Here is a 23,273-nt window from a genome sequence, read left to right as displayed (position 1 = left end):
TGACGGCCATGCTCCTTCCTCAAGACGACCCGATTGTCATTGTTTCTCATGCCAGAACGCCCATGGGCGGTCTGCAGGGTGAGCTTTCCTCCCTTCCTGCGAGCCGCCTTGGTGCGGCGGCCATCAAGGGCGCGGTCGATCGCGCCGGGGTCGAAGGCTCGGAAATCGACGAAGTCCTGATGGGCTGTGTCCTTCCCGCTGGTCAGGGCCAGGCCCCGGCGCGGCAGGCGGCCATCCACGCAGGCCTGCCGACCTCCGTCCCCTGCACCACCGTCAACAAGATGTGCGGCTCGGGCATGAAGACGATCATGATGCTGGCCCAGGCGATCGCAGCCGGGTCGGTGAAGATCGGCGTGGCTGGCGGCATGGAGTCCATGTCTAACGCCCCCTACCTCCTGCCAAAGGCGCGCTCGGGCTACCGGATGGGTCACGGTCAGGTCATCGACCACATGTTCTTCGACGGCCTCGAGGATGCCTACGAAGGCGGCCTGATGGGTACGTTCGCTGAGCTGTGTGCTGATAAATACGAGTTCTCCCGCGAAGCGCAGGACGAATACGCGATCGCCAGCCTCGACCGGGCGATTGCCGCTTCCGAAGAGCAGTTTACGGACGAAATCGTCGGCGTGACGGTTGAGAGCCGTTCGGGCTCCGCCACCTACACCAAGGACGAACAGCCCTTCAAAGCCCGCCCGGAGAAGATCCCGACCCTCAAGCCTGCCTTCCGCCGGGATGGCGGCACGGTCACGGCAGCGAACGCCAGCTCAATCTCCGACGGCGCGGCGGCTCTCGTCCTTATGCGGAAGAGTGAAGCCGATGCACGCGGCCTGTCGCCGATCGCCAAGCTCACTGGCATGACGAGCCATGCCCAGGAGCCTGCATGGTTCACCACGGCTCCGGTGGGCGCCCTCCAGAACCTCTTCGATGCCGAAGGCACCTCGCAGTCGGACTATGACCTCTTCGAAGTCAACGAAGCCTTCGCCGTGGTCCCGATGGCAGCGATGGAAGAGCTCGGCATCAAGCACAACCGCATGAACGTCAATGGCGGCGCCTGCGCCCTCGGCCACCCGATTGGCGCGAGCGGTGCACGGATTGTCTCTGGCCTCGTCAACGCCCTCAAGCATCGCGGCCTGTCCCGCGGCGCAGCAGGCATCTGCATCGGCGGCGGCGAAGCGACCGCTGTCGGGGTTGAGCTACTCTAGGCGGGGCTCAGGCCATATTTGTTGGCGACAATGATCACGCCAGCCACCTGGACGATGATGCTGACGCCGACATTCACGACGAAGATCATCACTGCGAGGGCCAGCGCGCGAAGGAGCTTTCCTCCGCGCGCCTTCGCGGTGATGAAGCCTCGCGCAGACGTTTGCCAATCGACGAGCGCAGCAAGAACTGCGAGCAACAATCCGTAGGCGGTCATGTAAGCCTCGGGCATGACGGCGAGGACCGGCAGGATCGCAAGCATCAGCGAGCCGGACGGGATCATAACGCCGAGCAAGTAGCGGACACGCAGACCGACCGTCGTAGGCGCTCCCCATAAGCGCCAGAACACCGCGAGGAACATCAGGAACACGAGTTGGACGACAGGCATAAGCCCGTAGGTCCAGACCGCCGCTTCCTGGCCCAGCTCCGTAAGCGTAATGCCCTCAGGAGCGCTCAGACCCGCGTCCCTAAATCCTTCGGCAAAGACCTTGGTTATGGGTGCATCATCGCTGATCCACAGAAACTGCAGGAACGAACCCACAGCCATCATGGACAGCCAGAGCCGGATCGATGGGGTGTAACGCCCTTCCCAGCCCTCATCACGGGCGGCTTTCGCGTAGGTCGCTGGCTTGATCCAGACGTCCACGATACTCCGCATACCTTTGATATTCAGGCCAAACAGGTCCCCAAAGATATCGTCGAGGCCGATCATCGCGCGCTTGGTATCGGTCATCGCTCTCTCCTCGCCCGCGACGAAGATGAGCGGCAACGCCATCGCGCGCAAGGAACCGTCTCAGCCGGCGAGGCGGCACACCGTTGCTGAAAGCGTTAGGCACCCTAAATGACGCGCTCGCATTCGGAGCGCTTTGCCATGACCACAGTTCTCATCACAGGTGCCAACAGGGGCATCGGGCTCGAGTTTGTCCGCCACTATGCTGGCGAAGGCGCGAAGGTTCATGCCTGCTGCCGAACGCCGGAGGAGGCACGTGATCTCAAGGCCGTCTCTGGCGACGTCACGGTGCACGCGCTTGATACGACCAACCAAGGCCAGCTCGATGCGGTGGCCAACAGCATCGAAGAGCCGGTCGATATCGTCATCGCCAATGCTGGCGTTTACGGACGGTCACGTTCGGAGCAGAGCTTTGAAGCTCTGTCTGCTGACGAGCTGAACTATACCCTCAATGTCAACGTCACGGGATCCCTCAAGACGCTTCAGGCTTTCCTACCCCACGTCCGCAAGGGCGAAGGTAAGAAGATGGTCGCGATCACGTCGAAGATGGGCTCGATCGAGGATGCTTCGGGAGGCGCTGTTGCCTACCGGGCGTCCAAGACGGCACTCAACATGGTCATGTCCGCGGGAGCCTTTGAGCTCAAGGGTGAGGGCATCGCAGTTGGCACGCTGCACCCCGGCTGGGTCAGGACCGATATGGGCGGCCCCAATGGCAACATTTCGCCGGAGGAAAGCGCCAAGGGCCTCGCCAAGGTCATCGATGGCCTTCAGCCTGCGGACAAAGCTGCCTTCCTCGATTACGCCGGGAAAGAGATCCCCTGGTAGGGATCAGAAGAAATTATAGGGGTCGATGTCCACGACCCTCCTGACGGCGTTCTTCGGTTTGACGGCACCCAGCCAGTCCGAAATAAACGCCTGGAGGTTCGAGCGCTTCGTCCCCCGCACGAGGAACCGCTGACGATAGACCCCGCGCAGGCGGTAGAAGGGGGCGGGGGCAGGGCCCCACACCTCGATACCGTCCGCATGGGGAACAGCCTGGGCCAGCGCGCGCGCATCCTCCATCAGCTTGGGCTCTTCCTGGGCTGAGAGGATGATCCCGGCCAGCCTGCCAAAGGGCGGCATGCCGATCTCCTCCCGCGAGAGAAGCTCCGCATTCAGAAAATCATCGCGAAGACCAGATGAGAGCGCCGCGGCGACTGGGTGCTGGGGCTGGTAGGACTGGAGGAGCACACGGCCCTTGTCCGCCGCGCGGCCCGCGCGACCTGAGACCTGGCTAAGCACTTGGTAGGTCCGCTCTGCCGCGCGCAAGTCGCCGCCTGAGAGGCCGAGGTCTGCATCAACAGCCACCACTAAAGTCAGTGCAGGGAAGTTATGCCCCTTCGCTGCCGCCTGGGTCGCGACGAGGATATCGATCTCACCTGCCGTCATGCGTTTCAGGAGGTCCTTCGCTGACCCCGGACGATCCACCGTATCTGATGAGAAAATCTCCACCCGGGCATCGGGCCAGCGCTCCTGCGCCTCCTCGGCCACCCGTTCCACGCCTGGTCCGCAGGGCGCAAGCGTACCCTCCGCGTCACAGTGCGGACACTTGTCAGGCTTGGGCATGGAGAAGCCCGTCTGGTGGCAGACCAGACGGTTCGTGTACTTATGTTCGACAAGCCACGTGTCGCTGTCGGGCGCCGTCATCCGTTCGCCGCAACGGCGGCAAAGGGTGACTGGCGCATAGCCTCTGCGGTTGAGGTAGAGGAGAACCTGCTGCTTCTTCGCCAGCGTCTCATTGATCGCGCCGACAGCTTTTGGCGCAAGCCAGCGCCCGCTTTCCGACCCCTCGCCGCGCATATCCAGCACACGGATTTCCGGCAGCACCGCAGGACCGAACCTGCTCGGCAGCTCCACCCGTCTGTAGCGTCCGTCTTCGCAGTTGAGCACCGTCTCCAGCGACGGCGTCGCCGAGGCGAGGACCACTGGAAAACGCTGACGCGCGCCCATCGCCACAGCCATGTCGCGGGCATGATAAAGGATGCCGTCTTGCTGCTTGTAGGCAGGGTCATGCTCCTCATCGACGATGATCAGCTTCAGGTTCTGCCAGGGTAGGAACAGCGCTGACCGCGCGCCCACCACAAGCCGGCAGGAGCCGTCGAGGACCCTCTTCCAAACCCTTCGTCTTTGGGCGGAGGAAACATCAGAATGCCAGTGCGCAGGCGGCACACCGAACCGGTCCTCAAGCCGCGCGAGAAAGGGCAAGGTCAGTGCGATCTCGGGCAGCATGACCAGCACTTGCGCCGTAGGGTCGGCCCTCAACGCCTCGGCCACCGCTTCGAGATAGACCTCCGTTTTGCCGGAGCCCGTGACCCCGTCGATCAGCGCCGTGCCTGCACCCTCAGCAATCAGCTCACGGAGTTCCCCAGCACCCGCAGACTGCTCTGGCGATAGCGCACGTCCGGGGAGGCCATACTGCGGTGCATCGAAGGGCGGGTCGGGGTCAAACACCGTCCGCTCCAAGGCCCCGGCATTGGCGAGGCCGCGCACCACCGCTTCGGTGACACCCGCGCGCTCAGCCAAGTCCTTCGCCGTCAGCGGCGCCTCACCCGCCGCCTCCAGCACGGCCATCCGCTTTGCCGTCAGGCGCACATCGTCAGGCAGCGGAGCTTTCCGAAACCCTGTCTTGCCGCGCACATCGGAGAGCCCCTGCTCCCCCCGCAGCACCATTCGCAGCAACGCCCCACGCCGCACCATATAATAGCGCGCGGCCCAGTCCACGAACGCCAGAAGCTGCGGCGCCAATGGCGGCACGTCATAGCGCTCAATGATCGCCTTCAGCTTGGCGTCGGGCACGTTCGGATCGGAAGCATCGGTCCAGACGACACCAGTCACCTGACGCGGCCCGAGCGGCACGGTCACGATGTCCCCGGGCGAAAGCTCCATCCCCTCGGGCACGGCATAGTCGTACCCATCTCCTGCCGGCATCGGCAGCAGGACCTTCACCCGAAGCCGGGTCTTGGGGGCATCATCGAGGAGCAGCGTCACGGTCTCTCATCACTAGCACGCCATCGCGCGGGGCGGCACTCTGCAGGAGGCGGACGTGCAAAAACAGTTGAGAGCCGTTAAGGCCTCGCCATGCTCAAGCGCCTGACCATCACCGCCGCCACCCTCGCTCTCGCCGCCTGTGCCCAGGAGCCCTCGCCCGATGGCCCCGCTGCGGAGACCGAAGCCACCGAAAGCACGGCGTCGCGGGATTTCCGCAGCGTCATGGACGATCACTGGGCGCTGTCCCTCGAGGAGAGCCCAATCCTTGCCGAGCAGCTTGGCGAAGAGAGCGGACGGGGCCGCCTGTCGGATTATTCCCTCGAAGGCTATTGGGAGGGGATCGAAGCCCGGCGCGCTCTTGAAGCGCGGCTGGACGCCATCGACACCTCGGCCTTGACCGATGAAGAGCGCCTCAACCACCGGCTCTTGAGCTCCGAGATCGCTGGGGACATCGAGGCGAGCGAGCACCCAGGCCGCTATCTCATGTTCACCACCTACTCCGCACCGCACCTCAGCCTCGCTCGCGTCGCAGAGAGAGCACGCCTGCGCCGCGACGAGGACGTGGACAGCTATCTTGATCGCCTCGACGCCATGCCGGGTGTGATGGACTCGGTGATCGCCCGCCTCGAAGAAGGCATCTCCGAAGGCTGGACCCAGCCCTGTGAGGCACTCCAGGGGTTCGAGCGCACCTACCGCACCCACATCGTCGAGGATCCCGAGACGTCCGTCTTCTACCAACCGCTCGTTGGCAACACCCGGGTCAGCGATGACGACCGCGCCCGGGCCGTGACAACCATCCGTGAGGGGATCGTTCCGGCCTATGAACGCTTCGGCACCTTCTACGAAGAGACCTACACCCCAGCCTGCCGCCAGACCGCAGGCGTTGGCAGCCTGCCCGGCGGTGATGCTTTCTACGCCTACCGTGCACGGAGCTATACCACCACCGACATGACGCCGGACGAGATTCACGAGATCGGCCTGTCAGAGGTTGCGCGGATCAGGGCGGAGATGACCGAGGTTGCTGGCCAGGCTGGCTTCGACGAGCTCTCCGCCTTCCAGGAGCACCTTCGGACGTCGGAAGAGTACTATCCCAAGACCGCTGAGGAGCGTGTCTCGAAGGCGTCGACCATTGCCAAGCGGATGGATGGCCAGATGGTGAACCTCTTCACCGTCCTCCCGCGCATGCCCTACGACATCCTGCCCATTCCGCTCGATGTCGCAGAAGGGACGACCACGGCCTATTACTCGGGCCCCGCCGCTGACGGCACGCGCGCCGGGACCTACTGGATCAACACGACAAAGCTTGAGAGCCGTCCGCTTTACGAGCTGGAAGCGCTGACGCTGCACGAGGCGGTGCCGGGCCACCACCACCAGATCGCGCTGAGCCAGGAATTGGACCTGCCGCCCTTCCGCCGCTTTGGCGGTTTTACGGCGTTTACGGAAGGTTGGGGTCTTTACTCCGAGCGGCTCGGCATGGAAGTCGGGTTCTACGACACCCCGGAGACCAATTTTGGCCGCCTCTCGTATGAGATGTGGCGCGCCTGCCGCCTTGTCGTCGATACAGGTATGCACTCCAAGGGCTGGACCCGGCAGGAAGCGATCGACTTCATGCTGGAGAACACAGGACTGTCGGAGGTCAATATCATCCGCGAGGTCGACCGCTACATCACCTGGCCGGGCCAAGCGCTGGCCTATAAAATCGGTGAGCTGAAGATCCGTCAGCTCCGGGCAAAGGCTGAGGAGCAGCTGGGCGATGATTTCGACGTGCGGCTCTTCCACGATGCCGTGCTCGGCCACGGGGCCGTGCCGCTCAGTGTTCTTGAGGAAGTGATCGACGCCTGGATCGAAGAGCACAAGGCTGCATGACCAGCGTCCTCTTCGTCTGCCTCGGCAACATCTGCCGCTCTCCCGCAGCGGAAGGCGTCTTCCGCAAACGGGCGGCAGAGGCTGGGCTGGACGTGGCGATCGATAGCGCTGGCACGGGCGGCTGGCACGAAGGCGCCCTGCCTGACCCACGCATGATGAAGGCGGCTGCGGCGAGGGGATACGACCTCTCACCGATCAGGGCCCGGAAGATCGACGATGGCGATGGCTATACCTTCAGCCACATCCTCGCCATGGATGCCTCGAACCTCGCCGATATCGAGGACAGGCGCTTACCTGACTGGACAGCGGACGTCCGTATGCTGCTGGATCGCGATGTCCCTGACCCCTATTATGGCGGCGATCAGGGCTTCGAGGAGGTTCTTGACCTTCTCGAGGACGGGATCGACGCGCTGATAGCGGAACTGAAGCAGAATGGCTGAGGCTGTCTTCCTGGGGCTTGGCTACACGGCCCGTCCGCTTGCGGAGGAACTGGCATGCGAGGGCTGGCAGGTCACCGGCACCACCCGGGACCGCGCCAAGGCGATGACCATGACGGCGGGCGGCATCAGGCCGCTCGTCTGGGAAGCGCCTGCGCCTTTGCCCGAAGAGCCTTTCGAGACAGCGGACCTTGTGGTCATCAGCACGGCACCGAAGGACGGCACCTGCCCAGCGCTCAGCGCCGTGCCGTTCCGGCCGTTCATGTCGGATACGAAGCTCCTCTATCTCAGCTCATCCGGCGTCTACGGAGATTTTGGCGGCGAGTGGGTGGACGAAGAGACACGCTGCAATCCCGGCACTGAGCGGGGGCGCGACAGGCTGGCTGCCGAGAAGGGCTGGCAAGCGCTCGCTGACGAAACCCGCGCCGACCTCACCCTCTGCCGCCTAGCAGGCATTTACGGCCCCGGGCGCAGTGCCGTGGACAGTCTGCGAGGCGACACACCGGGCGCTCGGGCAGGCCTTTCCCGCAGGCTGATCAAACCGGGACAGGTCTTCAATCGCATCCACCGCGACGACATCGTCAGGGGACTGAAAGCTCTGATCGATGCGAGCGCCACGCCGGGCATCGTCAATTTTACCGACGATCTTCCGACGCCTCCCGCCGAGCCCATCACCTACGCAGCAGAGCTCCTCGGCATCGAGCCCCCGCCGGAAGTCCGCTTCGAGGATATCGAGGACGAACTCTCCCCCATGGCGCGCAGCTTCTATGCCGAGAACAAGCGGCTCAAGAACGACCGCCTCAAGGCACTCGTCGGGGACCTCCACTATCCTTCGTATAGGGAAGGCCTCAGCGCGATTTACAAAGGATCGGACGCCTAAGCGAGGTAGGTCCCGAAGAACGCCAGCGTCCTGCGCCAGGAGAGCTCCGCTTCCTCCTCGGCATAGCGGCTTGTCGAATCATTGTGGAAGCCGTGATTGACGCCGTCATAGACGTGGACGGAATATTCCTTCCCCGCTGACAGCAGCGCAGCCTCATAAGGCGGCCAGCCCGCATTCACCCGCTCATCGAGGCCACCCAGATGGATCATCAGTGGACAGCCAACCTTCTCGGCATCCTCCACCGCTGGCCAACCGCCATAATAGGGCACCGAGGCTGCGAGTTCTTCGACCTCAATCGCCAGCCTGTTGCAGACCGCGCCGCCGAAGCAAAAGCCAACAGCGCCAACCTTGCCGGTACTCTTACGGTGCGTAGCCAGAAGCCGCGCAGCGGTGGCGAACTCGTCCAGCATCTCACCGCGGTCCCGCTGGCGCTGCATCGCCCGGCCATCATCATCATTACCCGGATAACCGCCAAGCGGTGACAGCGCGTCAGGCGCCAAGGCCAGGTAGCCCGACTTGGCGAGGCGCCGCGCCACGTCCTCGATATAGGGGTTGAGTCCGCGGTTCTCATGAACAACCAGCACCGCAGGGAACCGGTCCCCACGCTTAGGGTGCGCCATGAGCCCCTCAATGGTTTTCCCGCCTGCCTCAAAGCTGTAGCGCTCCGTCGCAATCGAGGGATCGCCGGGGTCGACCTGCTGTGCCTTCGCATAGTTCGGCATCAGCGAGGCGGCCATCCCCGCTACCGTCAGCCCGCCCACGGCATAGCGCCCCAGCCCGTCGAAGAAGGCCCGCCTGTCGATCTGCCCGTGGCAATAGCGGTCATAAAGGTCATAGGCGCCTTGCGGCGGGGTCGCTTGGGTCATGGGGGACTCCTCCAGCCTCGGCATTTAGGGCGGCCCTGCGCCCTGTCCCGTCCCTGGCTGCGATGGCCCGGGCAGGTCATATAAAGAAAGCTTTATATCCTCCTGTGCCTTTGCTACCCGCGCCCTCAGGACAAGGCAGGCGTCAGGGCCTGCACGGAATGGAGAGACCCCATGGCACAGGATTACGCCGTCAAGGACATCAGCCTCGCCGAGTTCGGTGAGAAGGAAATTGCAATTGCCGAGCACGAGATGCCGGGCCTGATGGCGACCCGAGCCGAGTACGGCGAGGCGAAGCCTCTCAAGGGCGCCAAGATCGCTGGCTCGCTGCACATGACCATCCAGACTGCGGTCCTGATCCGCACCCTCGAAGCGCTCGGCGCCGAGGTCCGTTGGGTGAGCTGCAACATCTACTCGACGCAAGATCACGCCGCTGCCGCCATCGCGGCCTCTGGCACGCCGGTCTTCGCCCACAAGGGTGAGACGCTGGAAGAGTATTGGGACTTCTGCGACCGCATCTGGGAATGGCAGGACGGCTCCCTTGCCAACATGATCCTCGACGATGGCGGCGACGCAACCATGCTCATCCTCATCGGCGCGCAGGCTGAGACCGATCCTTCGGTTCTTGAGAACCCGCAGAACGAAGAAGAAGAAGCCTTCGTCTCGACGATCAAGAAGCGCCTCGCCCGCGACCCGGGTTTCTACTCCCGCGTCAAAGCCTCGATCAAAGGCGTCACCGAAGAGACCACCACCGGCGTTATGCGCCTCTACCAGCGCGCCAAGGAAGGCACCCTTCCTTTCCCCGCCATCAACGTCAACGACTCGGTCACCAAGTCGAAGTTCGACAACAAGTATGGCTGTAAGGAATCGCTCGTCGATGCGATCCGTCGGGGTACGGACGTCATGATGGCCGGCAAGGTCGCCACCGTCGCTGGCTACGGCGATGTCGGCAAGGGCTCGGCTGCTTCGCTTCGCGGCGCAGGCTGCCGCGTCGTTGTCACTGAGATCGACCCGATCTGCGCTCTTCAGGCCGCAATGGACGGTTACGAAGTCGCCACCATGGAAGACGCCATCAAGCGTTCGGACATCGTCGTGACTGCCACGGGCAACAAGGACGTCCTGACTGCGGATCACATGCGTGAAGCCAAGGACATGGCGATCATCTGCAATATCGGCCACTTCGATAACGAGATCCAGGTCGATGCGCTGAAGAACTATCCGTGGACGAATATCAAGGACCAGGTCGATATGGTCCACATCAAGGACGACAAGCGGATCATCCTTCTCTCACAGGGCCGCCTCGTGAACCTCGGCAACGCCACGGGCCACCCGAGCTTCGTGATGTCCGCGTCCTTCACCAACCAGACCCTCGCGCAGATCGAGCTCTGGGCGAACAATGAAGACGGCAAGTACAAGAACGAAGTCTACGTCCTGCCCAAGCACCTCGACGAGAAAGTCGCGGCCCTCCACCTCGCCCATGTCGGCGCGGACCTCAGCGAGCTGACGAAAGACCAGGCTGACTATATCGGCGTGCCGCAAGCGGGGCCCTTCAAGTCGGAAGAGTACCGCTACTAAGCAGCGCCACCGTCATCCTGGACTTGATCCAGGATCCATCGAAACAAAAAAGGCGGCCCAAGGGCCGCCTTTTTCTTTGAGCGCTCGCGTCTCGATCAGTTGCCGACGAACTTTTGGTACCCGAGCTTCCGCGCCAACCCCTTGACCCGCTGCTCCTTGGCGAAGTCGTCCTTCGTCAGCTCGACGAACGGGGTGACCGGCGAGGGATCAGCAAGCTCTTCGCTCCGCTCACGGAGCTTCCCTTGCTTGACGAGCTCAGCCATCCACCATTTGGATGGCCCTGAAAGATGCGAGCATTTCGACGCCTCAATGGGTTCGAAACCGAGGGACATCGGCCCCGGCATCCCGAGGCGGATAGCCACCCGCTTGATCTGCCCGCGCTGCCAGCAGAACCAGCGGTCCTTGTCATAGTAACCGCCGCCCACCTTCATCGCGAGGGCCGCCCAAAAGACAGCCTCTATATGCATGAACCGGGTGAACTCCTCCGTCTGAAGATCAGTCACGAAGTCCGAGAACCATTGATAGTCGATCGTGTCTGCCCGCAGCTGCGCCGCACCGATATCGACATGGTGCGCGAGGCGGTAGCCCTTCTCAAACGCACGCCAGACGGCAGGCACTGGCCCAAGGCAATTGTTCCGTTGCCACATGAGGAGGATCCCCTCCTCCGGCGTCGGCTCGAAACTGAAGGGACCAGGGAAATAAAGATCGGGGTCGAGGACGATGATCTCCTCGGAGCCTTCCGAGAAGAGGAGCGGATCAGAGATCTTGCGCCAGCAAGGGTGACCCGCCCGGAACTGCCGGAGCGCCGGCCAGTCGGCCCAGCGCTCTTCGGCCACAGCCGCGCACTCTTCCTCGCCAACGACTCGAACCGAATGCTGCTCCGGGATCGTCTCGTCCGCCAGCGCCGCCTCGACGGCGGCGACATCGTCTGGACCGTCGGTCAGGATCACCATCGCCACAGGCTCAAGCGAGCCCTCAAGAAGCGACGTGATCGCCTTCTTCGCATAAGGAAGCGCAAAGGCGCCCATGCACATGAAAGCGCGGCGCTTCTTGGTCATAGGGGCTCCTCTCGAGGTCCCACTTAGCGGAAATCGTGTGACCGAAAACCTAAAAGGGCCGCCGTGCCTTGAGCGCCGCTGCGAGGGTGCCTTCGTCGAGGACATCAAGCTCGCCGCCGACGGGCACGCCGTGGGCCATCCGGGTGATGGTGAGGCCCCGGCCCTCGAGCCGCTCGGTGACGTAATGCGCCGTAGTCTGACCATCGACGGTGGCCGACATGCCCAGAATGATCTCCCGCACCTCTATCTCCGACGCTCGTTCGGAGAGGCTGTCGATGCGCAAATCATCAGGGCCGATACCGTCGAGCGGCGAGATGACGCCGCCAAGGATATGGTAGAGCCCCCGGTGCGCCCGCGCTCTCTCCAGCGCCCAGACATCGGAGACGTCCTGCACCACGCAGATCACCGATCGGTCACGCGCCTCATCAGAGCAGATCGTACACGGATCGGACGCATCCCAGTTTCCGCAGACGGAGCACGCCTTCACTGTCTCCGCTACTTTTGAGAGAGCGTCAGCCAGCGGCCGCATGACCGCGTCGCGCTTCCTCAGCATATGCAGCGCCGCCCGCGTTGCCGAACGCGGGCCATAGCCCGGCAGCTTGCTCAGAAGGCTGATGAGATGGTCGAGCTCGGGTCCTGCGGTAGTTCTAGGCATCAGCGTCTCCCTGCGTGAAGCGGGCTGCGCTCATCACGCTCACCACGGAGAAAGAACATGACCTGACCGAGAACACCTCCGAAGAAAACAAGTGGCTCCAACGCATTCGCTCTATCTCCGGGAAGCACACCGGCCACTAGGAAATCGAGAATTAGCAGGCCCGGAAAGACAAGGAGCGCCATACCCACGATTAATGCCAGTAACGGAAGCCACGCAGATAATTCGCCCAACCAATCCAAAGATCGGCCTACGAGGCGCCCGAGAAGATAAGTCGCCAGAAGATAGACGAAGAGCCCTGCGGCATGAAGCATGAGTGACCTGCTCTTCAGTCCCTAAAAAGGCAGCTTCATACCCGGCGGTAGGGGCAGCCCGGCGGTCATTTCTTTCATTTTCTCCGCAGACTGCTCTTCGAGCTTCGCCTTGGCGTCATTGACTGCGGCGGTGATCAGATCCTCGAGCACTTCCTTGTCCTCTTCAGAGAACATCTTCGGATCGATCTCGACCTTGCGGGCATAGCCCTTGCCGTTCATCTGGACACGGACGAGACCGCCGCCAGCGACCCCTTCTGCTTCGAGAGCGGCGAGGCTTTCCTGCGCGTCCTGCATCTGTTTCTGGAGGTTCTGCGCCTGCTTCATCATGTCGGCGAAGTTTTTCATCAGTCTACTCCTTACCGCCGATGGGGCGGATCTGGGAAATGGTGGCGCCGGGAAAGGTCTTGAGGGCTTCCTTGACCAGCGGATGCTCCTCGATGGCCTTCTCGCGCGCCTCTTTCAAGGTAGGTTCAGCGGCCATCGGGTCACCCGGTTCGACGTCCCAGGTGGTGCCGGTCCATTCGATCAGTGCCTTCTGGAGACGCCCGGGCAGCCCTGCCCGCGCTCCGGCCTCGACAGCCACGGTGAGCTTCGTCCCTTCGAAGGCGACAAGCCGCAGCTTCTGATCGATCTCCTGCCTCAGGAGGAGGTCACCATGAGCCCCCGCGAGCGCTGCGATCTCCTTGAGGCTCGTCGGCAGCTGGTGCTTTTCAGGTTCAGGCGCTGGGGGCCGCTCCGGCGCTTCGCGCGCCGCCTCAGGCTTTCCCGGCGCCTCCTTGAGGGGCGCGCCAGCCAGCACCTCCGCGGGGGTCGGGAGGGTCGCTGCATAGGCTAGACGTATAAGGCCCACTTCGGCTGCCGCCGCAGGATCCGGCGCGCCTTGGGTCTCACTAAGCGCCGTCATCAACAGCGACCAGCAGCGGGTCAGCGCTGGCATGGAGAGCGCGCCCGCGAGCCTTTGCGCGGCCGCGGCATCGGTCGATCCGCCTGGGCCATCGGACGCCGCCTCAGGCCCTGCGGCCTTGGTGCGGGTGGTCAGATGGCAGACGTCGAGAAGGTCACGGATGACCTCGGCAGGGTCCGCGCCATAATCATATTGATGGCGAAACAGCTCCAGCGCCTGTTGGCTCTCACCCTTGAGCACTGCCTCGAAGAGGCCCCAGCTGTAGCCCCGGTCGGCAAGGCCGATCATCCGGCGCACGGCTTCCGCCTCGATCGCGTCTCCCTCTCGCGAGAGGATCGCCTGATCAAGGAGGCTCAAACTGTCCCTGACCGAACCCTGGGCCGCCCGCGCGAGCAGCATCAGGGCCTCATCCTCGGCGGGGACGCCTTCCTTCTCCGCGATGTCTTTTAGGTAGCCCGACAGCTGCACCGCATCGAACCGCGCCAAATCGAACCGCTGGCAACGGGAGAGCACCGTGACCGGCACCTTCCTGATCTCGGTGGTGGCGAAGATGAACTTCACATGGGCCGGGGGCTCTTCGAGGGTCTTGAGGAACGCGTTGAACGCGTTCTTCGAGAGCATGTGGACCTCGTCCACGATGTAGACCTTGTAGCGGCCCACGGTCGGCGCATAGCGCACGCCCTCGATCAGCTCACGGATATCGTCGACGCCCGTCCGGCTCGCAGCGTCCATCTCGATGACATCAGGATGGCGGCCTTCCGCAATGGCGCGGCAGTGGCGGCCCTCTTCCTTGATATCGACGGTGGGCCGGTCGATCTCGTCGGTCTCGTAGTTGAGCGCCCGCGCCATGATCCTGGCGGTGGTGGTCTTCCCGACCCCGCGCACGCCGGTCAGGATGAAGGCGTGGGCGATCCGGCCCGCCTCGAACGCATTCCTGAGGGTACGGATCATCACGTCATGACCGAGCAGGTCATCGAAGCTGGTAGGCCGGTATTTCCGGGCGAGAACCTGGTAGGGGACAGCGTCAGTCACTGCCTCTCTTAACCCTCATGGGACGCGCCGCGAAAGGGGTTCAGCACCCCGTAGCAACGGTTCGTTTGCCACATTCGGCGAGACTATGGCCAAGGGCGCCGGAAATTGGCCACAATTGTGCCCTGAGCGAGCAATCGGTGAGGCGATCATGGGCTCTTTCGCGTGTGCGCATATCAACGAGCAGGGGCAGGACATGATCCTCGTCCCCCTCGACGAGACCTTCGCAAGAGAAGGCGACGCAAGGCGGAGAGCTCTTCTCGAAGGCTATGCCGACGCCGCCGTGCGGGCGGGGCTCAAGGGAACCGTGGTTCCCCTGTGGCCCGATGGCGAGAAGATCGGCTTCATCGCGCCCAAGCCCTGGCACCGCTATTTCAGCCGCATCGACTGGGCCTTCGTCCGGTGCAATCTCAACCGCAGGGTCAGCTTCTAGCCGCCTTGATCCGCGCCGCCCAACGGAGCGCGAGGGTGCCAGTGACGATGCTGAAGAGGATCCGCACCGGGAAATAGCCCACCGCAGGCAGCGCAAAGAGCCAGTCCGCCCATCCCTCAGGCAGGATCCATTGCGCGAGCGGGATCAGCCAGGCGAGGAACGGCAGATGATCCAGGATATGGTCCCTGACCGAAGCCATCATGGCGCTCTCGCCGCTGACCGACAGGATGAGATGGTGGCTGAGGATGAGGGCGTCTGCGACGCTCCCCACAAACGATGCCCAGCCGAAACCGAGCAGCGACGGTCGTAAAAGTCCCATGGTTCTAGCCCTCCTTGGGCCCGAAGCTGAAGACATCACCGATCGGTTTTCCGAAGGCTTCGGCGATGAGAAACGCTGTCTCGAGAGACGGCGCGTATTTGTTCTTCTCAATGGCTGCGATCGTCTGGCGGGTGACTCCGACCTTCTCCGCGAGCTCGGCCTGGGTCATTTCGTTTGCGAAAAAGCGTAGCTCCCGCACCCTGTTCTGCAGCCGGCTCTTCGCCTTGCTCATGCCGCCATCCGGTAGAGGACAAGCTTGGCGATGGCTTTCACCAGCGCCCCGCCAAAGAGGCCGAAGAAGGCGATATTGGCGAGCAGCATGTCATCCTGCGCGATGCCGTAGGCGATCAGCCCAAGGATCACAGCGGTCAGGGTCAACTCGCTCAACCGGTCGGTCTTGAGATCAACGTCCCGGTCGCGCTCATCGCTGAGGTCCGAGCCTTTCCCGCCTGCGATGGCGATGATGATGTGCCCGATTACCGCCAGCACGATGAAGCCGATCACGGCGCCGAGGATCGAGGAGAAGGCCCCGATCCTGAGGCCAAAGCCCGTCAGGTGCGCGCCGTAAAGCGCAAGGCTCACCAAGAGCGCCACGAGGATCGCGAAGTTGCTTTTTTCACCGAAAGACATGGGTCCGCCTCCCTTCAGGCGCTGATGCGGTAGAGAATGAGCATGCCGAGACCGCTGACGATCTCGATGCCGAGGATGGCAAGGAACAGCCTGTTCGCCAGGCCGAAGTCGCCGTTCCCGATGGCGAGCCCAAGGACGAGAAACGACAGGGCGAGGTAGAGAAAGCCCCTCAGGCTCTGGGCCTGGAGGGCGATACGGTTGTCCCGCTCATCCACTTGCTGGGTCTTCGAGCGCCCGGACAGCGCGATCACCGCTGCGATCCCGCCGGACAGCATGACGAAGACAAGGACCGCGACGAGCATCTGCCACCCGGTGGAGGCTTCGATGCCCCGCGCCATGATCTCGAACCCGAACCAGACCGCGAGGACAACCAGGACCGCCAGCACCCCCGCCGTCACCTTTTCACGCATCACCATGAGCTTTCCCTCCTTCAAGTTCCGCTCCCTCTCAATGTGCGCATCAGCGAACTTTATGCAAGGTATTTTTTACATGGAGGCGCGTATTTCGCACATTGCGGAGCTGGGACCCGCAGAAAGGCTAGGGTTTTGGAGAGGCGCCGAAGACCGCGCGCAGCTTCATGAAGAGGATGATGCTGGCGAGGGTCAGGGTGATCGTGTTGGCGATGATGATCTGCCAGGAGCCCACGACGATGCCGTAGAGGAGCCAGAAGCCGACCCCGACGGTGAACATCGTGTACATGGTCGCCGACAGGCCTTCGGTCTCCTTGGTCTGGAGCACTTTGACCGCCTGGGGGATGAAGCTCGCGGTCGTCAGGACCGCTGCGAGCGTGACGAAGATCTGCTCAAGCATGGGGACCTGCGAAGCTGGGAATAAGGCGGAAAGCCGACGCGACCCGCTGCGGAAACTCGTTACGGCTGCTTCCTTCCGGACCTGACCGGGTTGGCGAGGGCAACGTCCGCGCGGCTCTCCTAGAGGGGTATATCGCTGGCCGAACCGATGGGCGCAAGGGGGGCACCGGCAAGATTCGCTTCGAGAAATTCGGAGATGTCCCGGGCCGTGCGCGCAGGCGCTTCCTCCATCGGCAGATGGCCAACATCGGCATAGGTCACCGAACGGGCGTTCGGGATTCTGCGCTCGAACTCGTCTGCAGCCAGCGGAAAGATCAGCGCATCCTCCTCACCCCAGATGATCAGGGTTGGCTGCTCGATCTGGGAGAGCTTATCCGACCGCTCGGCCCGGGGGCTTATGAACTGCTCACCGGCGGCGCGACGGTTGCCTGGAAGGCGCAGGAGCTCCCAATAGCGGTCGATCATCGCATCATCGACAAGCTTGGGATCGGCCACCGTCGCCTCGATCGAGGACGCCACCACACCGCGCGGTGTCACCTTGCGCATCGCCAGCCTGCCAGCTGCCGACTGGGCGATCCCGAAAGCAGGATTGGCGTGGGGATCGACGGTCTCCGGTATGCCCAGCGCGTCGATCAGCACGAGGGCCTCGACCCGCTCAGGGTTCTCGAGGGCATCGACCCAGGCGACCCAGCCGCCCATCGAATTGCCGATCAGGACCGCTCGTTCGATGCTCTCGGCCTCGAAAACCGCATCGAGACCTGCGGCCATACCGGGGTAGGTATAGTCATGCTCAGGGTGCGGGCCTGTCAGGCCGTGTCCTGGCTGGTCATACGCCACCACGCGGTAGCGGTCATCGAGGAGAGCCCTCAGCGGCTCCCATGTGTGGAGGCTCGACGAGGTGCCGTGGATCAGGATGAGGGCCGGCGCATCTTCAGGCCCTGAGACCCGGTAGTGCACCTCCATACCGCTATCGGTCAGGGAATACCGCGCAGCCTCGCCGCCATACTTCGCCTTCATGGCCTCGCGGTCGGTGTCCGGCGTCCAGAGGATGATGATGAAGATCGCCAGCACCGCGAGGATGCCGCACGGGATCAGGAAAAGCGGTCGTCTCATTGGGGGCTCCCGCAACGGCTGAGGGTCCGGCTCAGCTTCTCGGTCACGTCAAAGCGGTAGATGCGGTCGCCATAGGCATTGATCGCCACCCGCGTACCAGGGGTCTTCAGCGGCTGGAGCCAGTCAGCATCGGTTCGCACCACCCTGAAAGGCAGCATCAGCTCACCTGCCGAGAATGCGAGATCCGTCGAGCCCCGGGCGGTTTCGACCACCACGGTCTTTTCGCTCATGCGCTCGCCCGCGATCCATAGGCCGGTCTTCTCGGTATCGCCGGTAATCACGACCCGGACCTGACCCTTGGCGCCTTCGACACAGGTGAAGTCGATCATTTCGGAGAACCGCGTCTCGCCGACCGTCGGGGGCCAGAAAGTGGCCGCCGTCCTCTGGCGATGCTCCCAGCGGCCATCGGTCAGCGCACCCTCAAGCCCCGGCGCGGAGGGCGCGACCAGCAGCTCCTCGGCACAGGATGCGAGCGCGAGGGCAGCGAGAGAGAAGACGGCAAGGCGGCTCATAAGCATCGTCTAGACCGTTCGCCCGACGGGAAACAGGGGTTGCAATATCCGATGGTTTGAATTACAAACTATTCTGCCAAGGACAGGAGCCAGTGATGAACGAGCAGACCCGCGACGACCTCGCCTTCATGCGAGATATGGCCGAAGCAGGAAGCTCCGCGCCACTTCTCGGCGGCCGCTTCTTCGTCTTCTTCGGAACGTTGATCCCCCTCGCCTATGCCGGCCAGTGGATGGTGCTGGATGGCCGCTTCGGCCTGCCTCCGGTGACAATCGCCTTCATCTGGATCGCTTTCGGCATCGCTATCGCCGTAGGGATGCCGCTCCTCCTCAGATCCCTGAAGCGCAAGCCAGGCCGGGGCGCAGCTGGCAACAAGGCAGAGGCTGCTAGCTGGATGATCGCGGGCTTCACCATAGGGATCTTCTTCGCGGGCATCCTTTTTGGGACAGCGACCGGGCAGGTGAGTGTCGTCGCCTTCGACTACATCCTTGCCGTCGCTTTCACCGGATACGGCATAGCGCTCTACACCACGGCTAGCCTGTCTGGAGCGAGGTGGCTGAAGACCCCTGCCTATATGGCGATGGCCTCCGTCGGCGTCATTCCGATCCTTGCCGGTCGCCCTGAAGTCTACCTGTTCGGCGCTGCGGCCGTCATTGCCGTCAGCCTCGTCCCCGGCATCCGGCTGTTGCTCGCCGAGCCCAAATCGCTGCCAGAGGAAGCATGAGCGAGGAGTTCGACGCCGGGAAGCTGGACGACGCCATCCACGGCCGCTTGCGGCTTGGGATCATGGCGTATCTCTCCCAGGCGAGCCCTGCGACCTTCAACGAGCTGAAGGACACCACCGGCGCCACCGGCGGGAACCTCTCGACCCATCTCAGGAAGCTCGAGGACGCAGGCTACGTCACCCAGGAGAAGAGCTTCGAGGGCCGCCGCCCCCTGACGACGATCCACCTGACCAAGGATGGACGGGCAGCGTTCGAAAGCTACCTCGACGCCCTGAAACCTCTCCTCGGCTAGAGCTTGGAGCGCAGGCCCGCGCGTGGCACCCTCCCTCCCAAAAAGATCACGGAGGAAACAGCGGTGAACCAGAAGACTGGCAATCTCACCCTCGACTATCTCGACGCCGACCTCGCGGGCACGTTCAAATCGACCGCGGGGATCGGCTCGGCCGACGACAAGCAGGTCGACGCCCTCGCGGCAGAGTTGAACGAGAACGGCTACGTCATCCTTGAGAGCATCATCTCTAAGGAACAGCTCGACACCTATCGCGAAGAGATCATGCCCCACCTGACCCGCACGGGCAGGAATAATTTCGAAGGCGATAAGACCCAGCGTGTCTATGGCGTTCCAGGCAAGATCTATGCCGCTGACCCGATGATCGCCCACCCGCTGGTGATGGCCGTCCTCGACCGGGTCATGAGGCCGAACTTCCTTCTCAGCCAGGGCCAGGGGATCAACATCCTCCCCGGCGAAGTGGCCCAGCCGATCCACCACGACGATGCCTTCTACCACTGGCCAAGGCCCCGCCCCCATCTCGGCGCCGCCACGATCTGGGCCATCGACGCCTTCACCGAGGATAATGGCGCGACGGTCGTTTATCCGGGCAGCCACAAATGGGGGCCGGGCGCACCGCCTGCGGATGCCAAGGTCGTCAAAGCCGTGATGCCTGAAGGCTCCTGCGTTCTCTTCCTCGGGACCACCTGGCACGGCGGCGGCGGAAACGAGACGGACAAGCCGCGCCTCGCCTTCACCGCGCAATATTGCGAGCCCTGGTGCCGGACCCAGGAGAACTATTTCCTCGCCGTCCCCAAGGAGATGGTGAAGAGCCGGGACGAAGCGATGCAGCGCCTCCTTGGCTACTCCGTTCACCCCCCTTTCATCGGCATGGTCAACGGTATGCATCCCAAACGCTGCCTTCAGGACGACTAAATGCTGCACGGCAATCCCAACGCCTTCTGCCAGAACCCGCTCGACCGGGCGGGGGTGCTCCGCAAGAACGAGACATGGCTGAAGGCCCAGCGTGAAGACCCCAAGGCGCGGCTCATGCTGTTCTGGCGGGGCGAGCTTTTAATCGACCGCCAGCCGACGACATCGGAAATCCAGTGGCTGGCGATGCCAGCGCTCAAATCACTGCCGATGGACAAGGAAGTGGTCTTTCTCGGCCTCTGGGATGGCGCGCCGATCTTCGCGGCGGACGCTTCGGGTGCTGAGAAGCCGCCTTTCTCCGATGTCGCGGAGTACGCAACGCTCAGAAAGTGCGCACCCTATCTTCCGCCCCAGGAGGTTTCAGCTGCCGGCCAAGCTGCGTGGCTCCTCCAGTGGCACCAGAACCACCGCTACTGCGCGCGGGACGGCGACCGGACCGAAAGCCGCGAGGGCGGTTTCAAGCGCGTTAACACAAAGACGGGTGCGGAACATTTTCCGCGCACCGATCCCGTGGCGATCGTCCTGCCCGTCCATGGCGACAGCATCTGCCTTGGCCGTGGCCCGCACTTCCCCGAGAACTTCATGAGCGCCTTCGCCGGCTATCTTGAGCCCGGGGAAACCCTCGAGCAATGCGGCGAGCGGGAGCTCTTCGAAGAGGCAGGCCTTCAGGCCACCTCCATGCGCTACCTCTTCAGCCAGCCTTGGCCGTTTCCGTCCTCGCTGATGATGGGGTTCATCGCCGAGGTCTCAGGCCGCGAACTGACGCTAGACCCTGACGAAATCGAAGCCGCCCGCTGGTTTGACCGCGACGAAGCGCAGGCGGTGATGGATGGCGACCACGAAATCCAATGTCCTCCGCCCATGGCCATCGCGCACCAGCTGATCAAGCACTGGCTCGACAACGAGAAATGACGACGCCTACGGATGATAAGTCCAAGGAGATCGTCGCATGGAACGGGCGCGACATCAAAGGCATGTCCGATGCAGAGCTCCTGGGCCCCGACTACAAGGATTGGCTCAAGGCCGAGAAGCGAGCCGTCAAAGGCACCGTCCTTGGCGGCACCGAAGCCCGTGAAGCGGCGGACCGCGTGATGGACCGGTCAAGCGCTCTGATTGCGAGAGTGGAGGCCCTCCGTGAACGGAACGGATGATCGCGAGCGCAAGAGCTGGTACCGCTCCTTCGCCGAGGTCGCCATGGACTTCGTCCCCGGCTCAGGCGTCGCCCGCGCCGCCTTCGAGCAAATGCGTGTCAGGATCCGCCGCGATCTCGAAGAAGAACTCGACCTCCTGAAGGCCGAACGCGAGCGCGATCAACAAACCATCGCCCGCCTCTCCGACGTCCTCGAACGCCAGCAATCAGCCCTCGAAGCGTTGGTGGAACAGGCTGAAGCGCGAGACCACTAGCTGCGCCCGACTTCCCTTGAGCCAAGCCCCATAGCATCCATGCGTTTTGCCATCTTGCCGAGCAGTTGGTTTCGATAGGCGAAGCGATAGAAGATGATCTCGAAATTCTTCAGATCGAACGGGATCTGAGCGAAGGCATCATGGTCCTCAGGGCCAGACTTATCCTCGTCGCAGATCAGAATGACGTCTCTCCCGATCGTCTGTGCGACGGCAAGCTCATAAATAACGTTCGGGTTCGCCCCTGTGACATCGGCAATAACAAACGCTGACTCGTGAATCATTCTCAGTATGCGGTCGAAAAGCTTCTCGCCTCGACGAACCTGCTTCGGTACATCTGCGTGAACGGCATCGAAGCCGGCCTCTTTCGCACATGGCACGAGCACTTCATCAAAGAGCGTTTGGAAGTCCTCTCTGAATGGCATAGCGACGAAGGCTTGCCTTGGATCGAAACTGAAGTCCTTACCTTCCCAAACAGGCTCGAGCCTTAACCCCTCTGCATCAGCCTTGCTCTTTCGTCCGTTTGGTGCCTGCGGCGGCGTTGCATTGACCAGGCGGACCTTGGGAAAGCTGTCGAATTTCTCAAACAACTTCTTCCGGTCGACGTTATGCGTCCGCTTGATATCGATGCTCAGCACACTGTCGAGATGAGAAAACTGCTCAATGATGCCGTAGACTTTTTCCTGCTCCGCCACATCAAAAAGGACGTTCCAATAGGCTCGGTCCCCCATCTTCTGTAGGCGATTATAGGTACTTTCGATGTTGGCTCCTCTACGCTCCAGCAATGACGTCATCTCTGAAACAACACCAAGGCGTTCATCGTGCTGTATACGGAGTGCAACTGTCGGGTCTGCACTTCCATCGAGGAAGAATATCTTGATGTACTTGTTCTCGGTGTCGCTTATCGTGAAGTAGGAAATGTCGCCTGAGACATCCAGGTGAGGCAAAAGTGACCGCAGGTCACTTTTCGAGAAGGAGAGGCTTTTGTTCTTCCAAACCTTCTCTTCGTACTCGCTACGCAATGACTTGTGGTCAAAGAAATACCGCATACGTTCGATTGTGATGCCCCAATCACTATCGGTATCGTTTGGTCGCAAAAGGTCTTGGCAGGCCAGCGCCAGGGTTGTCCTGAGAGCGTAAGGGACGAGGTATGGCTTCATCACCTGATTACGCCCCTCGGAGTCTTTATCGACGTCATCCTTGTAGTCTTTGAGGTCGATGATGAATGTCGATCGAAAGAGCGCTCCACCGTTCGGTTGGAATTGCTCCGACGTGCTTTCAAAGGGAAGAATGTTGATATTATTGCGAGAAAGCGTCTCCACCAAATGATGAAAGGCACCTGGCTTGTTCAAGTTATCCGCTTCCATTCGCCATAGATCCCCCCAGCTCTCGGGGTGGATCGTCGTGATGATCAGCGCTCTCTCTATCTTGCTAGGAACAAGATACACCGTTGTATTTGGGAAGATTCCTGCAGCAGACCGGTGATACTTATCGATGTAAACGGATATGCGGCCGTCTTCACTCTTCGCGTGCTCTACGTTATCAGCGGAGTAGCGCATCCTGTGCCCTCAGTGACTTGCTGAGACAAGCTGCGCACACC

At 62.4% G+C, this 23,273-nt stretch carries 28 protein-coding genes and 1 other RNA gene; 13 read left to right on the top strand and 16 right to left on the bottom strand.

The annotated features are described in order from the left end of the window. The first annotated feature begins 8 nt into the window (after positions 1 to 8). On the top strand, positions 9 to 1,199 hold the full coding sequence (locus tag HK107_RS05770; RefSeq protein ID WP_173197572.1) for an acetyl-CoA C-acyltransferase: 1,191 nt from the start codon (positions 9 to 11) through the stop codon (positions 1,197 to 1,199). Here the strand turns inward: HK107_RS05770 and HK107_RS05765 are convergent. After that, a complete protein-coding gene (locus HK107_RS05765; protein ID WP_173197570.1) occupies positions 1,196 to 1,930 on the bottom strand; it encodes a hypothetical protein in 735 nt (244 codons plus the stop codon). The two genes, HK107_RS05770 and HK107_RS05765, sit on opposite strands and share 4 nt — an antisense overlap. 138 nt (positions 1,931 to 2,068) lie before the next feature. On the opposite strand from HK107_RS05765, the gene HK107_RS05760 reads away from it, so the two are divergent. Further along, positions 2,069 to 2,752, top strand: a complete 684-nt coding sequence (locus HK107_RS05760; protein WP_173197568.1) for an SDR family oxidoreductase — start codon at positions 2,069 to 2,071, stop codon at positions 2,750 to 2,752. A gap of 3 nt (positions 2,753 to 2,755) precedes the next feature. On the opposite strand, the gene HK107_RS05755 is transcribed toward HK107_RS05760, so the two are convergent. Continuing rightward, positions 2,756 to 4,954, bottom strand: a complete 2,199-nt coding sequence (locus tag HK107_RS05755) for a primosomal protein N' (RefSeq protein WP_332871494.1) — start codon at positions 4,952 to 4,954, stop codon at positions 2,756 to 2,758. Positions 4,955 to 5,044: 90 nt separating this feature from the next. On the opposite strand from HK107_RS05755, the gene HK107_RS05750 reads away from it, so the two are divergent. From HK107_RS05750 to HK107_RS05740, 3 genes are read left to right on the top strand one after another with little or no spacing between them, the layout of a single operon-like run. After that, positions 5,045 to 6,820, top strand: a complete 1,776-nt coding sequence (locus HK107_RS05750) for a DUF885 domain-containing protein (protein ID WP_173197566.1) — start codon at positions 5,045 to 5,047, stop codon at positions 6,818 to 6,820. Further along, complete coding sequence (locus tag HK107_RS05745; RefSeq protein ID WP_173197564.1) at positions 6,817 to 7,260, top strand: low molecular weight protein-tyrosine-phosphatase; 444 nt, start codon at positions 6,817 to 6,819, stop codon at positions 7,258 to 7,260. Before HK107_RS05750 ends, HK107_RS05745 begins: the two co-directional genes overlap by 4 nt. Beyond that, complete coding sequence (locus HK107_RS05740; RefSeq protein WP_173197562.1) at positions 7,253 to 8,137, top strand: SDR family oxidoreductase; 885 nt, start codon at positions 7,253 to 7,255, stop codon at positions 8,135 to 8,137. The genes HK107_RS05745 and HK107_RS05740 overlap by 8 nt, the downstream gene beginning before the upstream one ends. Here the strand turns inward: HK107_RS05740 and HK107_RS05735 are convergent. Beyond that, the gene (locus HK107_RS05735; RefSeq protein WP_173197560.1) at positions 8,134 to 9,003 is read right to left on the bottom strand and encodes a dienelactone hydrolase family protein; all 870 of its coding nucleotides are present in this window, start codon (positions 9,001 to 9,003) and stop codon (positions 8,134 to 8,136) included. The genes HK107_RS05740 and HK107_RS05735 overlap by 4 nt on opposite strands. 171 nt (positions 9,004 to 9,174) lie before the next feature. On the opposite strand from HK107_RS05735, the gene ahcY reads away from it, so the two are divergent. Then, positions 9,175 to 10,575 (top strand): adenosylhomocysteinase, encoded by a 1,401-nt coding sequence (gene ahcY / locus HK107_RS05730; RefSeq protein ID WP_173197558.1) that lies wholly within the window; start codon positions 9,175 to 9,177, stop codon positions 10,573 to 10,575. A 95-nt stretch (positions 10,576 to 10,670) separates the two neighbouring features. Here ahcY and HK107_RS05725 read toward each other — a convergent pair whose 3' ends face one another. The 4 genes from HK107_RS05725 to HK107_RS05710 form a co-directional block, all read right to left on the bottom strand. Next, positions 10,671 to 11,633, bottom strand: coding sequence for a hypothetical protein (locus HK107_RS05725; RefSeq protein ID WP_173197556.1), 963 nt, complete (start codon positions 11,631 to 11,633; stop codon positions 10,671 to 10,673). 49 nt (positions 11,634 to 11,682) lie between these two features. Next, the gene (recR, locus tag HK107_RS05720; protein WP_173197554.1) at positions 11,683 to 12,288 is read right to left on the bottom strand and encodes a recombination mediator RecR; all 606 of its coding nucleotides are present in this window, start codon (positions 12,286 to 12,288) and stop codon (positions 11,683 to 11,685) included. Positions 12,289 to 12,620: 332 nt separating this feature from the next. Next, on the bottom strand, positions 12,621 to 12,944 hold the full coding sequence (locus HK107_RS05715) for a YbaB/EbfC family nucleoid-associated protein (RefSeq protein WP_173197552.1): 324 nt from the start codon (positions 12,942 to 12,944) through the stop codon (positions 12,621 to 12,623). Between the two features lie 4 nt (positions 12,945 to 12,948). Further along, positions 12,949 to 14,535 carry a DNA polymerase III subunit gamma/tau gene (locus HK107_RS05710; protein ID WP_173197550.1) on the bottom strand — a complete coding sequence of 529 codons (1,587 nt, stop codon included), beginning with the start codon at positions 14,533 to 14,535 and terminating at the stop codon, positions 12,949 to 12,951. 148 nt (positions 14,536 to 14,683) lie between these two features. Here HK107_RS05710 and HK107_RS05705 point away from each other — a divergent pair, with 148 nt between their 5' ends. Beyond that, a complete protein-coding gene (locus tag HK107_RS05705; protein ID WP_173197548.1) occupies positions 14,684 to 14,965 on the top strand; it encodes a hypothetical protein in 282 nt (93 codons plus the stop codon). Here the strand turns inward: HK107_RS05705 and HK107_RS05700 are convergent. The 8 genes from HK107_RS05700 to HK107_RS05665 all read right to left on the bottom strand — a co-directional run bounded on the left by HK107_RS05700 (position 14,955) and on the right by HK107_RS05665 (position 18,348). Then, a complete protein-coding gene (locus HK107_RS05700) occupies positions 14,955 to 15,284 on the bottom strand; it encodes a hypothetical protein (RefSeq protein ID WP_173197546.1) in 330 nt (109 codons plus the stop codon). The two genes, HK107_RS05705 and HK107_RS05700, sit on opposite strands and share 11 nt — an antisense overlap. A gap of 4 nt (positions 15,285 to 15,288) precedes the next feature. Then, positions 15,289 to 15,516, bottom strand: coding sequence for a helix-turn-helix transcriptional regulator (locus HK107_RS05695; RefSeq protein ID WP_173197544.1), 228 nt, complete (start codon positions 15,514 to 15,516; stop codon positions 15,289 to 15,291). Continuing rightward, entirely contained in the window at positions 15,513 to 15,914 is a 402-nt protein-coding gene (locus HK107_RS05690; RefSeq protein WP_173197542.1) for a hypothetical protein, read from the bottom strand. The genes HK107_RS05695 and HK107_RS05690 overlap by 4 nt, the downstream gene beginning before the upstream one ends. Positions 15,915 to 15,928: 14 nt before the next feature. Further along, the gene (locus HK107_RS05685; RefSeq protein WP_173197540.1) at positions 15,929 to 16,330 is read right to left on the bottom strand and encodes a hypothetical protein; all 402 of its coding nucleotides are present in this window, start codon (positions 16,328 to 16,330) and stop codon (positions 15,929 to 15,931) included. 121 nt (positions 16,331 to 16,451) lie between these two features. Next, a complete protein-coding gene (locus HK107_RS05680) occupies positions 16,452 to 16,724 on the bottom strand; it encodes a SemiSWEET transporter (protein WP_173197538.1) in 273 nt (90 codons plus the stop codon). A gap of 21 nt (positions 16,725 to 16,745) precedes the next feature. After that, positions 16,746 to 16,847, bottom strand: an RNA gene (gene ffs, locus HK107_RS05675) — signal recognition particle sRNA small type. Then, entirely contained in the window at positions 16,844 to 17,836 is a 993-nt protein-coding gene (locus HK107_RS05670; RefSeq protein WP_173197536.1) for an alpha/beta fold hydrolase, read from the bottom strand. Before HK107_RS05670 ends, ffs begins: the two co-directional genes overlap by 4 nt. After that, on the bottom strand, positions 17,833 to 18,348 hold the full coding sequence (locus tag HK107_RS05665) for a hypothetical protein (RefSeq protein WP_173197534.1): 516 nt from the start codon (positions 18,346 to 18,348) through the stop codon (positions 17,833 to 17,835). The genes HK107_RS05670 and HK107_RS05665 overlap by 4 nt, the downstream gene beginning before the upstream one ends. A gap of 95 nt (positions 18,349 to 18,443) precedes the next feature. Here HK107_RS05665 and HK107_RS05660 point away from each other — a divergent pair, with 95 nt between their 5' ends. From HK107_RS05660 to HK107_RS05635, 6 genes are all read left to right on the top strand, one after another. Beyond that, the gene (locus HK107_RS05660) at positions 18,444 to 19,070 is read left to right on the top strand and encodes a hypothetical protein (protein WP_173197532.1); all 627 of its coding nucleotides are present in this window, start codon (positions 18,444 to 18,446) and stop codon (positions 19,068 to 19,070) included. Then, positions 19,067 to 19,363, top strand: a complete 297-nt coding sequence (locus HK107_RS05655; RefSeq protein ID WP_173197530.1) for a winged helix-turn-helix domain-containing protein — start codon at positions 19,067 to 19,069, stop codon at positions 19,361 to 19,363. Before HK107_RS05660 ends, HK107_RS05655 begins: the two co-directional genes overlap by 4 nt. A gap of 63 nt (positions 19,364 to 19,426) precedes the next feature. Then, positions 19,427 to 20,275 carry a phytanoyl-CoA dioxygenase family protein gene (locus tag HK107_RS05650; RefSeq protein ID WP_173197528.1) on the top strand — a complete coding sequence of 283 codons (849 nt, stop codon included), beginning with the start codon at positions 19,427 to 19,429 and terminating at the stop codon, positions 20,273 to 20,275. After that, positions 20,276 to 21,184, top strand: coding sequence for an NAD(+) diphosphatase (gene nudC, locus HK107_RS05645; RefSeq protein WP_173197527.1), 909 nt, complete (start codon positions 20,276 to 20,278; stop codon positions 21,182 to 21,184). It abuts the gene before it with no gap. Continuing rightward, positions 21,181 to 21,423 carry a hypothetical protein gene (locus HK107_RS05640; RefSeq protein WP_173197526.1) on the top strand — a complete coding sequence of 81 codons (243 nt, stop codon included), beginning with the start codon at positions 21,181 to 21,183 and terminating at the stop codon, positions 21,421 to 21,423. Before nudC ends, HK107_RS05640 begins: the two co-directional genes overlap by 4 nt. Continuing rightward, entirely contained in the window at positions 21,407 to 21,676 is a 270-nt protein-coding gene (locus tag HK107_RS05635; protein WP_173197525.1) for a hypothetical protein, read from the top strand. Before HK107_RS05640 ends, HK107_RS05635 begins: the two co-directional genes overlap by 17 nt. Here the strand turns inward: HK107_RS05635 and HK107_RS05630 are convergent. Then, complete coding sequence (locus HK107_RS05630) at positions 21,673 to 23,232, bottom strand: hypothetical protein (protein ID WP_173197524.1); 1,560 nt, start codon at positions 23,230 to 23,232, stop codon at positions 21,673 to 21,675. The genes HK107_RS05635 and HK107_RS05630 overlap by 4 nt on opposite strands. Positions 23,233 to 23,273: the final 41 nt, after the last annotated feature.

Origin of the sequence: Parvularcula mediterranea (assembly GCF_013085255.1) — a bacterium.
GTDB lineage: Bacteria > Pseudomonadota > Alphaproteobacteria > Caulobacterales > Parvularculaceae > Parvularcula > Parvularcula mediterranea.
Note: the sequence above shows the minus strand (reverse complement) of the source record. Positions and strands in the feature narration are given on the sequence as shown.

What these genes read in the sequence shown, in the direction of transcription:
- HK107_RS05770 (WP_173197572.1), top strand. Translation starts at nt 9, where the DNA reads ATGCTCCTTCCTCAAGACGACCCGATTGTCATTGTTTCTCATGCCAGA.
- HK107_RS05765 (WP_173197570.1), bottom strand. Translation starts at nt 1,930, where the DNA reads ATGACCGATACCAAGCGCGCGATGATCGGCCTCGACGATATCTTTGGG.
- HK107_RS05760 (WP_173197568.1), top strand. Translation starts at nt 2,069, where the DNA reads ATGACCACAGTTCTCATCACAGGTGCCAACAGGGGCATCGGGCTCGAG.
- HK107_RS05750 (WP_173197566.1), top strand. Translation starts at nt 5,045, where the DNA reads ATGCTCAAGCGCCTGACCATCACCGCCGCCACCCTCGCTCTCGCCGCC.
- HK107_RS05745 (WP_173197564.1), top strand. Translation starts at nt 6,817, where the DNA reads ATGACCAGCGTCCTCTTCGTCTGCCTCGGCAACATCTGCCGCTCTCCC.
- HK107_RS05740 (WP_173197562.1), top strand. Translation starts at nt 7,253, where the DNA reads ATGGCTGAGGCTGTCTTCCTGGGGCTTGGCTACACGGCCCGTCCGCTT.
- HK107_RS05735 (WP_173197560.1), bottom strand. Translation starts at nt 9,003, where the DNA reads ATGACCCAAGCGACCCCGCCGCAAGGCGCCTATGACCTTTATGACCGC.
- ahcY (WP_173197558.1), top strand. Translation starts at nt 9,175, where the DNA reads ATGGCACAGGATTACGCCGTCAAGGACATCAGCCTCGCCGAGTTCGGT.
- HK107_RS05725 (WP_173197556.1), bottom strand. Translation starts at nt 11,633, where the DNA reads ATGACCAAGAAGCGCCGCGCTTTCATGTGCATGGGCGCCTTTGCGCTT.
- recR (WP_173197554.1), bottom strand. Translation starts at nt 12,288, where the DNA reads ATGCCTAGAACTACCGCAGGACCCGAGCTCGACCATCTCATCAGCCTT.
- HK107_RS05715 (WP_173197552.1), bottom strand. Translation starts at nt 12,944, where the DNA reads ATGAAAAACTTCGCCGACATGATGAAGCAGGCGCAGAACCTCCAGAAA.
- HK107_RS05705 (WP_173197548.1), top strand. Translation starts at nt 14,684, where the DNA reads ATGGGCTCTTTCGCGTGTGCGCATATCAACGAGCAGGGGCAGGACATG.
- HK107_RS05700 (WP_173197546.1), bottom strand. Translation starts at nt 15,284, where the DNA reads ATGGGACTTTTACGACCGTCGCTGCTCGGTTTCGGCTGGGCATCGTTT.
- HK107_RS05695 (WP_173197544.1), bottom strand. Translation starts at nt 15,516, where the DNA reads ATGAGCAAGGCGAAGAGCCGGCTGCAGAACAGGGTGCGGGAGCTACGC.
- HK107_RS05690 (WP_173197542.1), bottom strand. Translation starts at nt 15,914, where the DNA reads ATGTCTTTCGGTGAAAAAAGCAACTTCGCGATCCTCGTGGCGCTCTTG.
- HK107_RS05685 (WP_173197540.1), bottom strand. Translation starts at nt 16,330, where the DNA reads ATGGTGATGCGTGAAAAGGTGACGGCGGGGGTGCTGGCGGTCCTGGTT.
- HK107_RS05680 (WP_173197538.1), bottom strand. Translation starts at nt 16,724, where the DNA reads ATGCTTGAGCAGATCTTCGTCACGCTCGCAGCGGTCCTGACGACCGCG.
- HK107_RS05670 (WP_173197536.1), bottom strand. Translation starts at nt 17,836, where the DNA reads ATGAGACGACCGCTTTTCCTGATCCCGTGCGGCATCCTCGCGGTGCTG.
- HK107_RS05665 (WP_173197534.1), bottom strand. Translation starts at nt 18,348, where the DNA reads ATGAGCCGCCTTGCCGTCTTCTCTCTCGCTGCCCTCGCGCTCGCATCC.
- HK107_RS05660 (WP_173197532.1), top strand. Translation starts at nt 18,444, where the DNA reads ATGAACGAGCAGACCCGCGACGACCTCGCCTTCATGCGAGATATGGCC.
- HK107_RS05655 (WP_173197530.1), top strand. Translation starts at nt 19,067, where the DNA reads ATGAGCGAGGAGTTCGACGCCGGGAAGCTGGACGACGCCATCCACGGC.
- nudC (WP_173197527.1), top strand. Translation starts at nt 20,276, where the DNA reads ATGCTGCACGGCAATCCCAACGCCTTCTGCCAGAACCCGCTCGACCGG.
- HK107_RS05640 (WP_173197526.1), top strand. Translation starts at nt 21,181, where the DNA reads ATGACGACGCCTACGGATGATAAGTCCAAGGAGATCGTCGCATGGAAC.
- HK107_RS05630 (WP_173197524.1), bottom strand. Translation starts at nt 23,232, where the DNA reads ATGCGCTACTCCGCTGATAACGTAGAGCACGCGAAGAGTGAAGACGGC.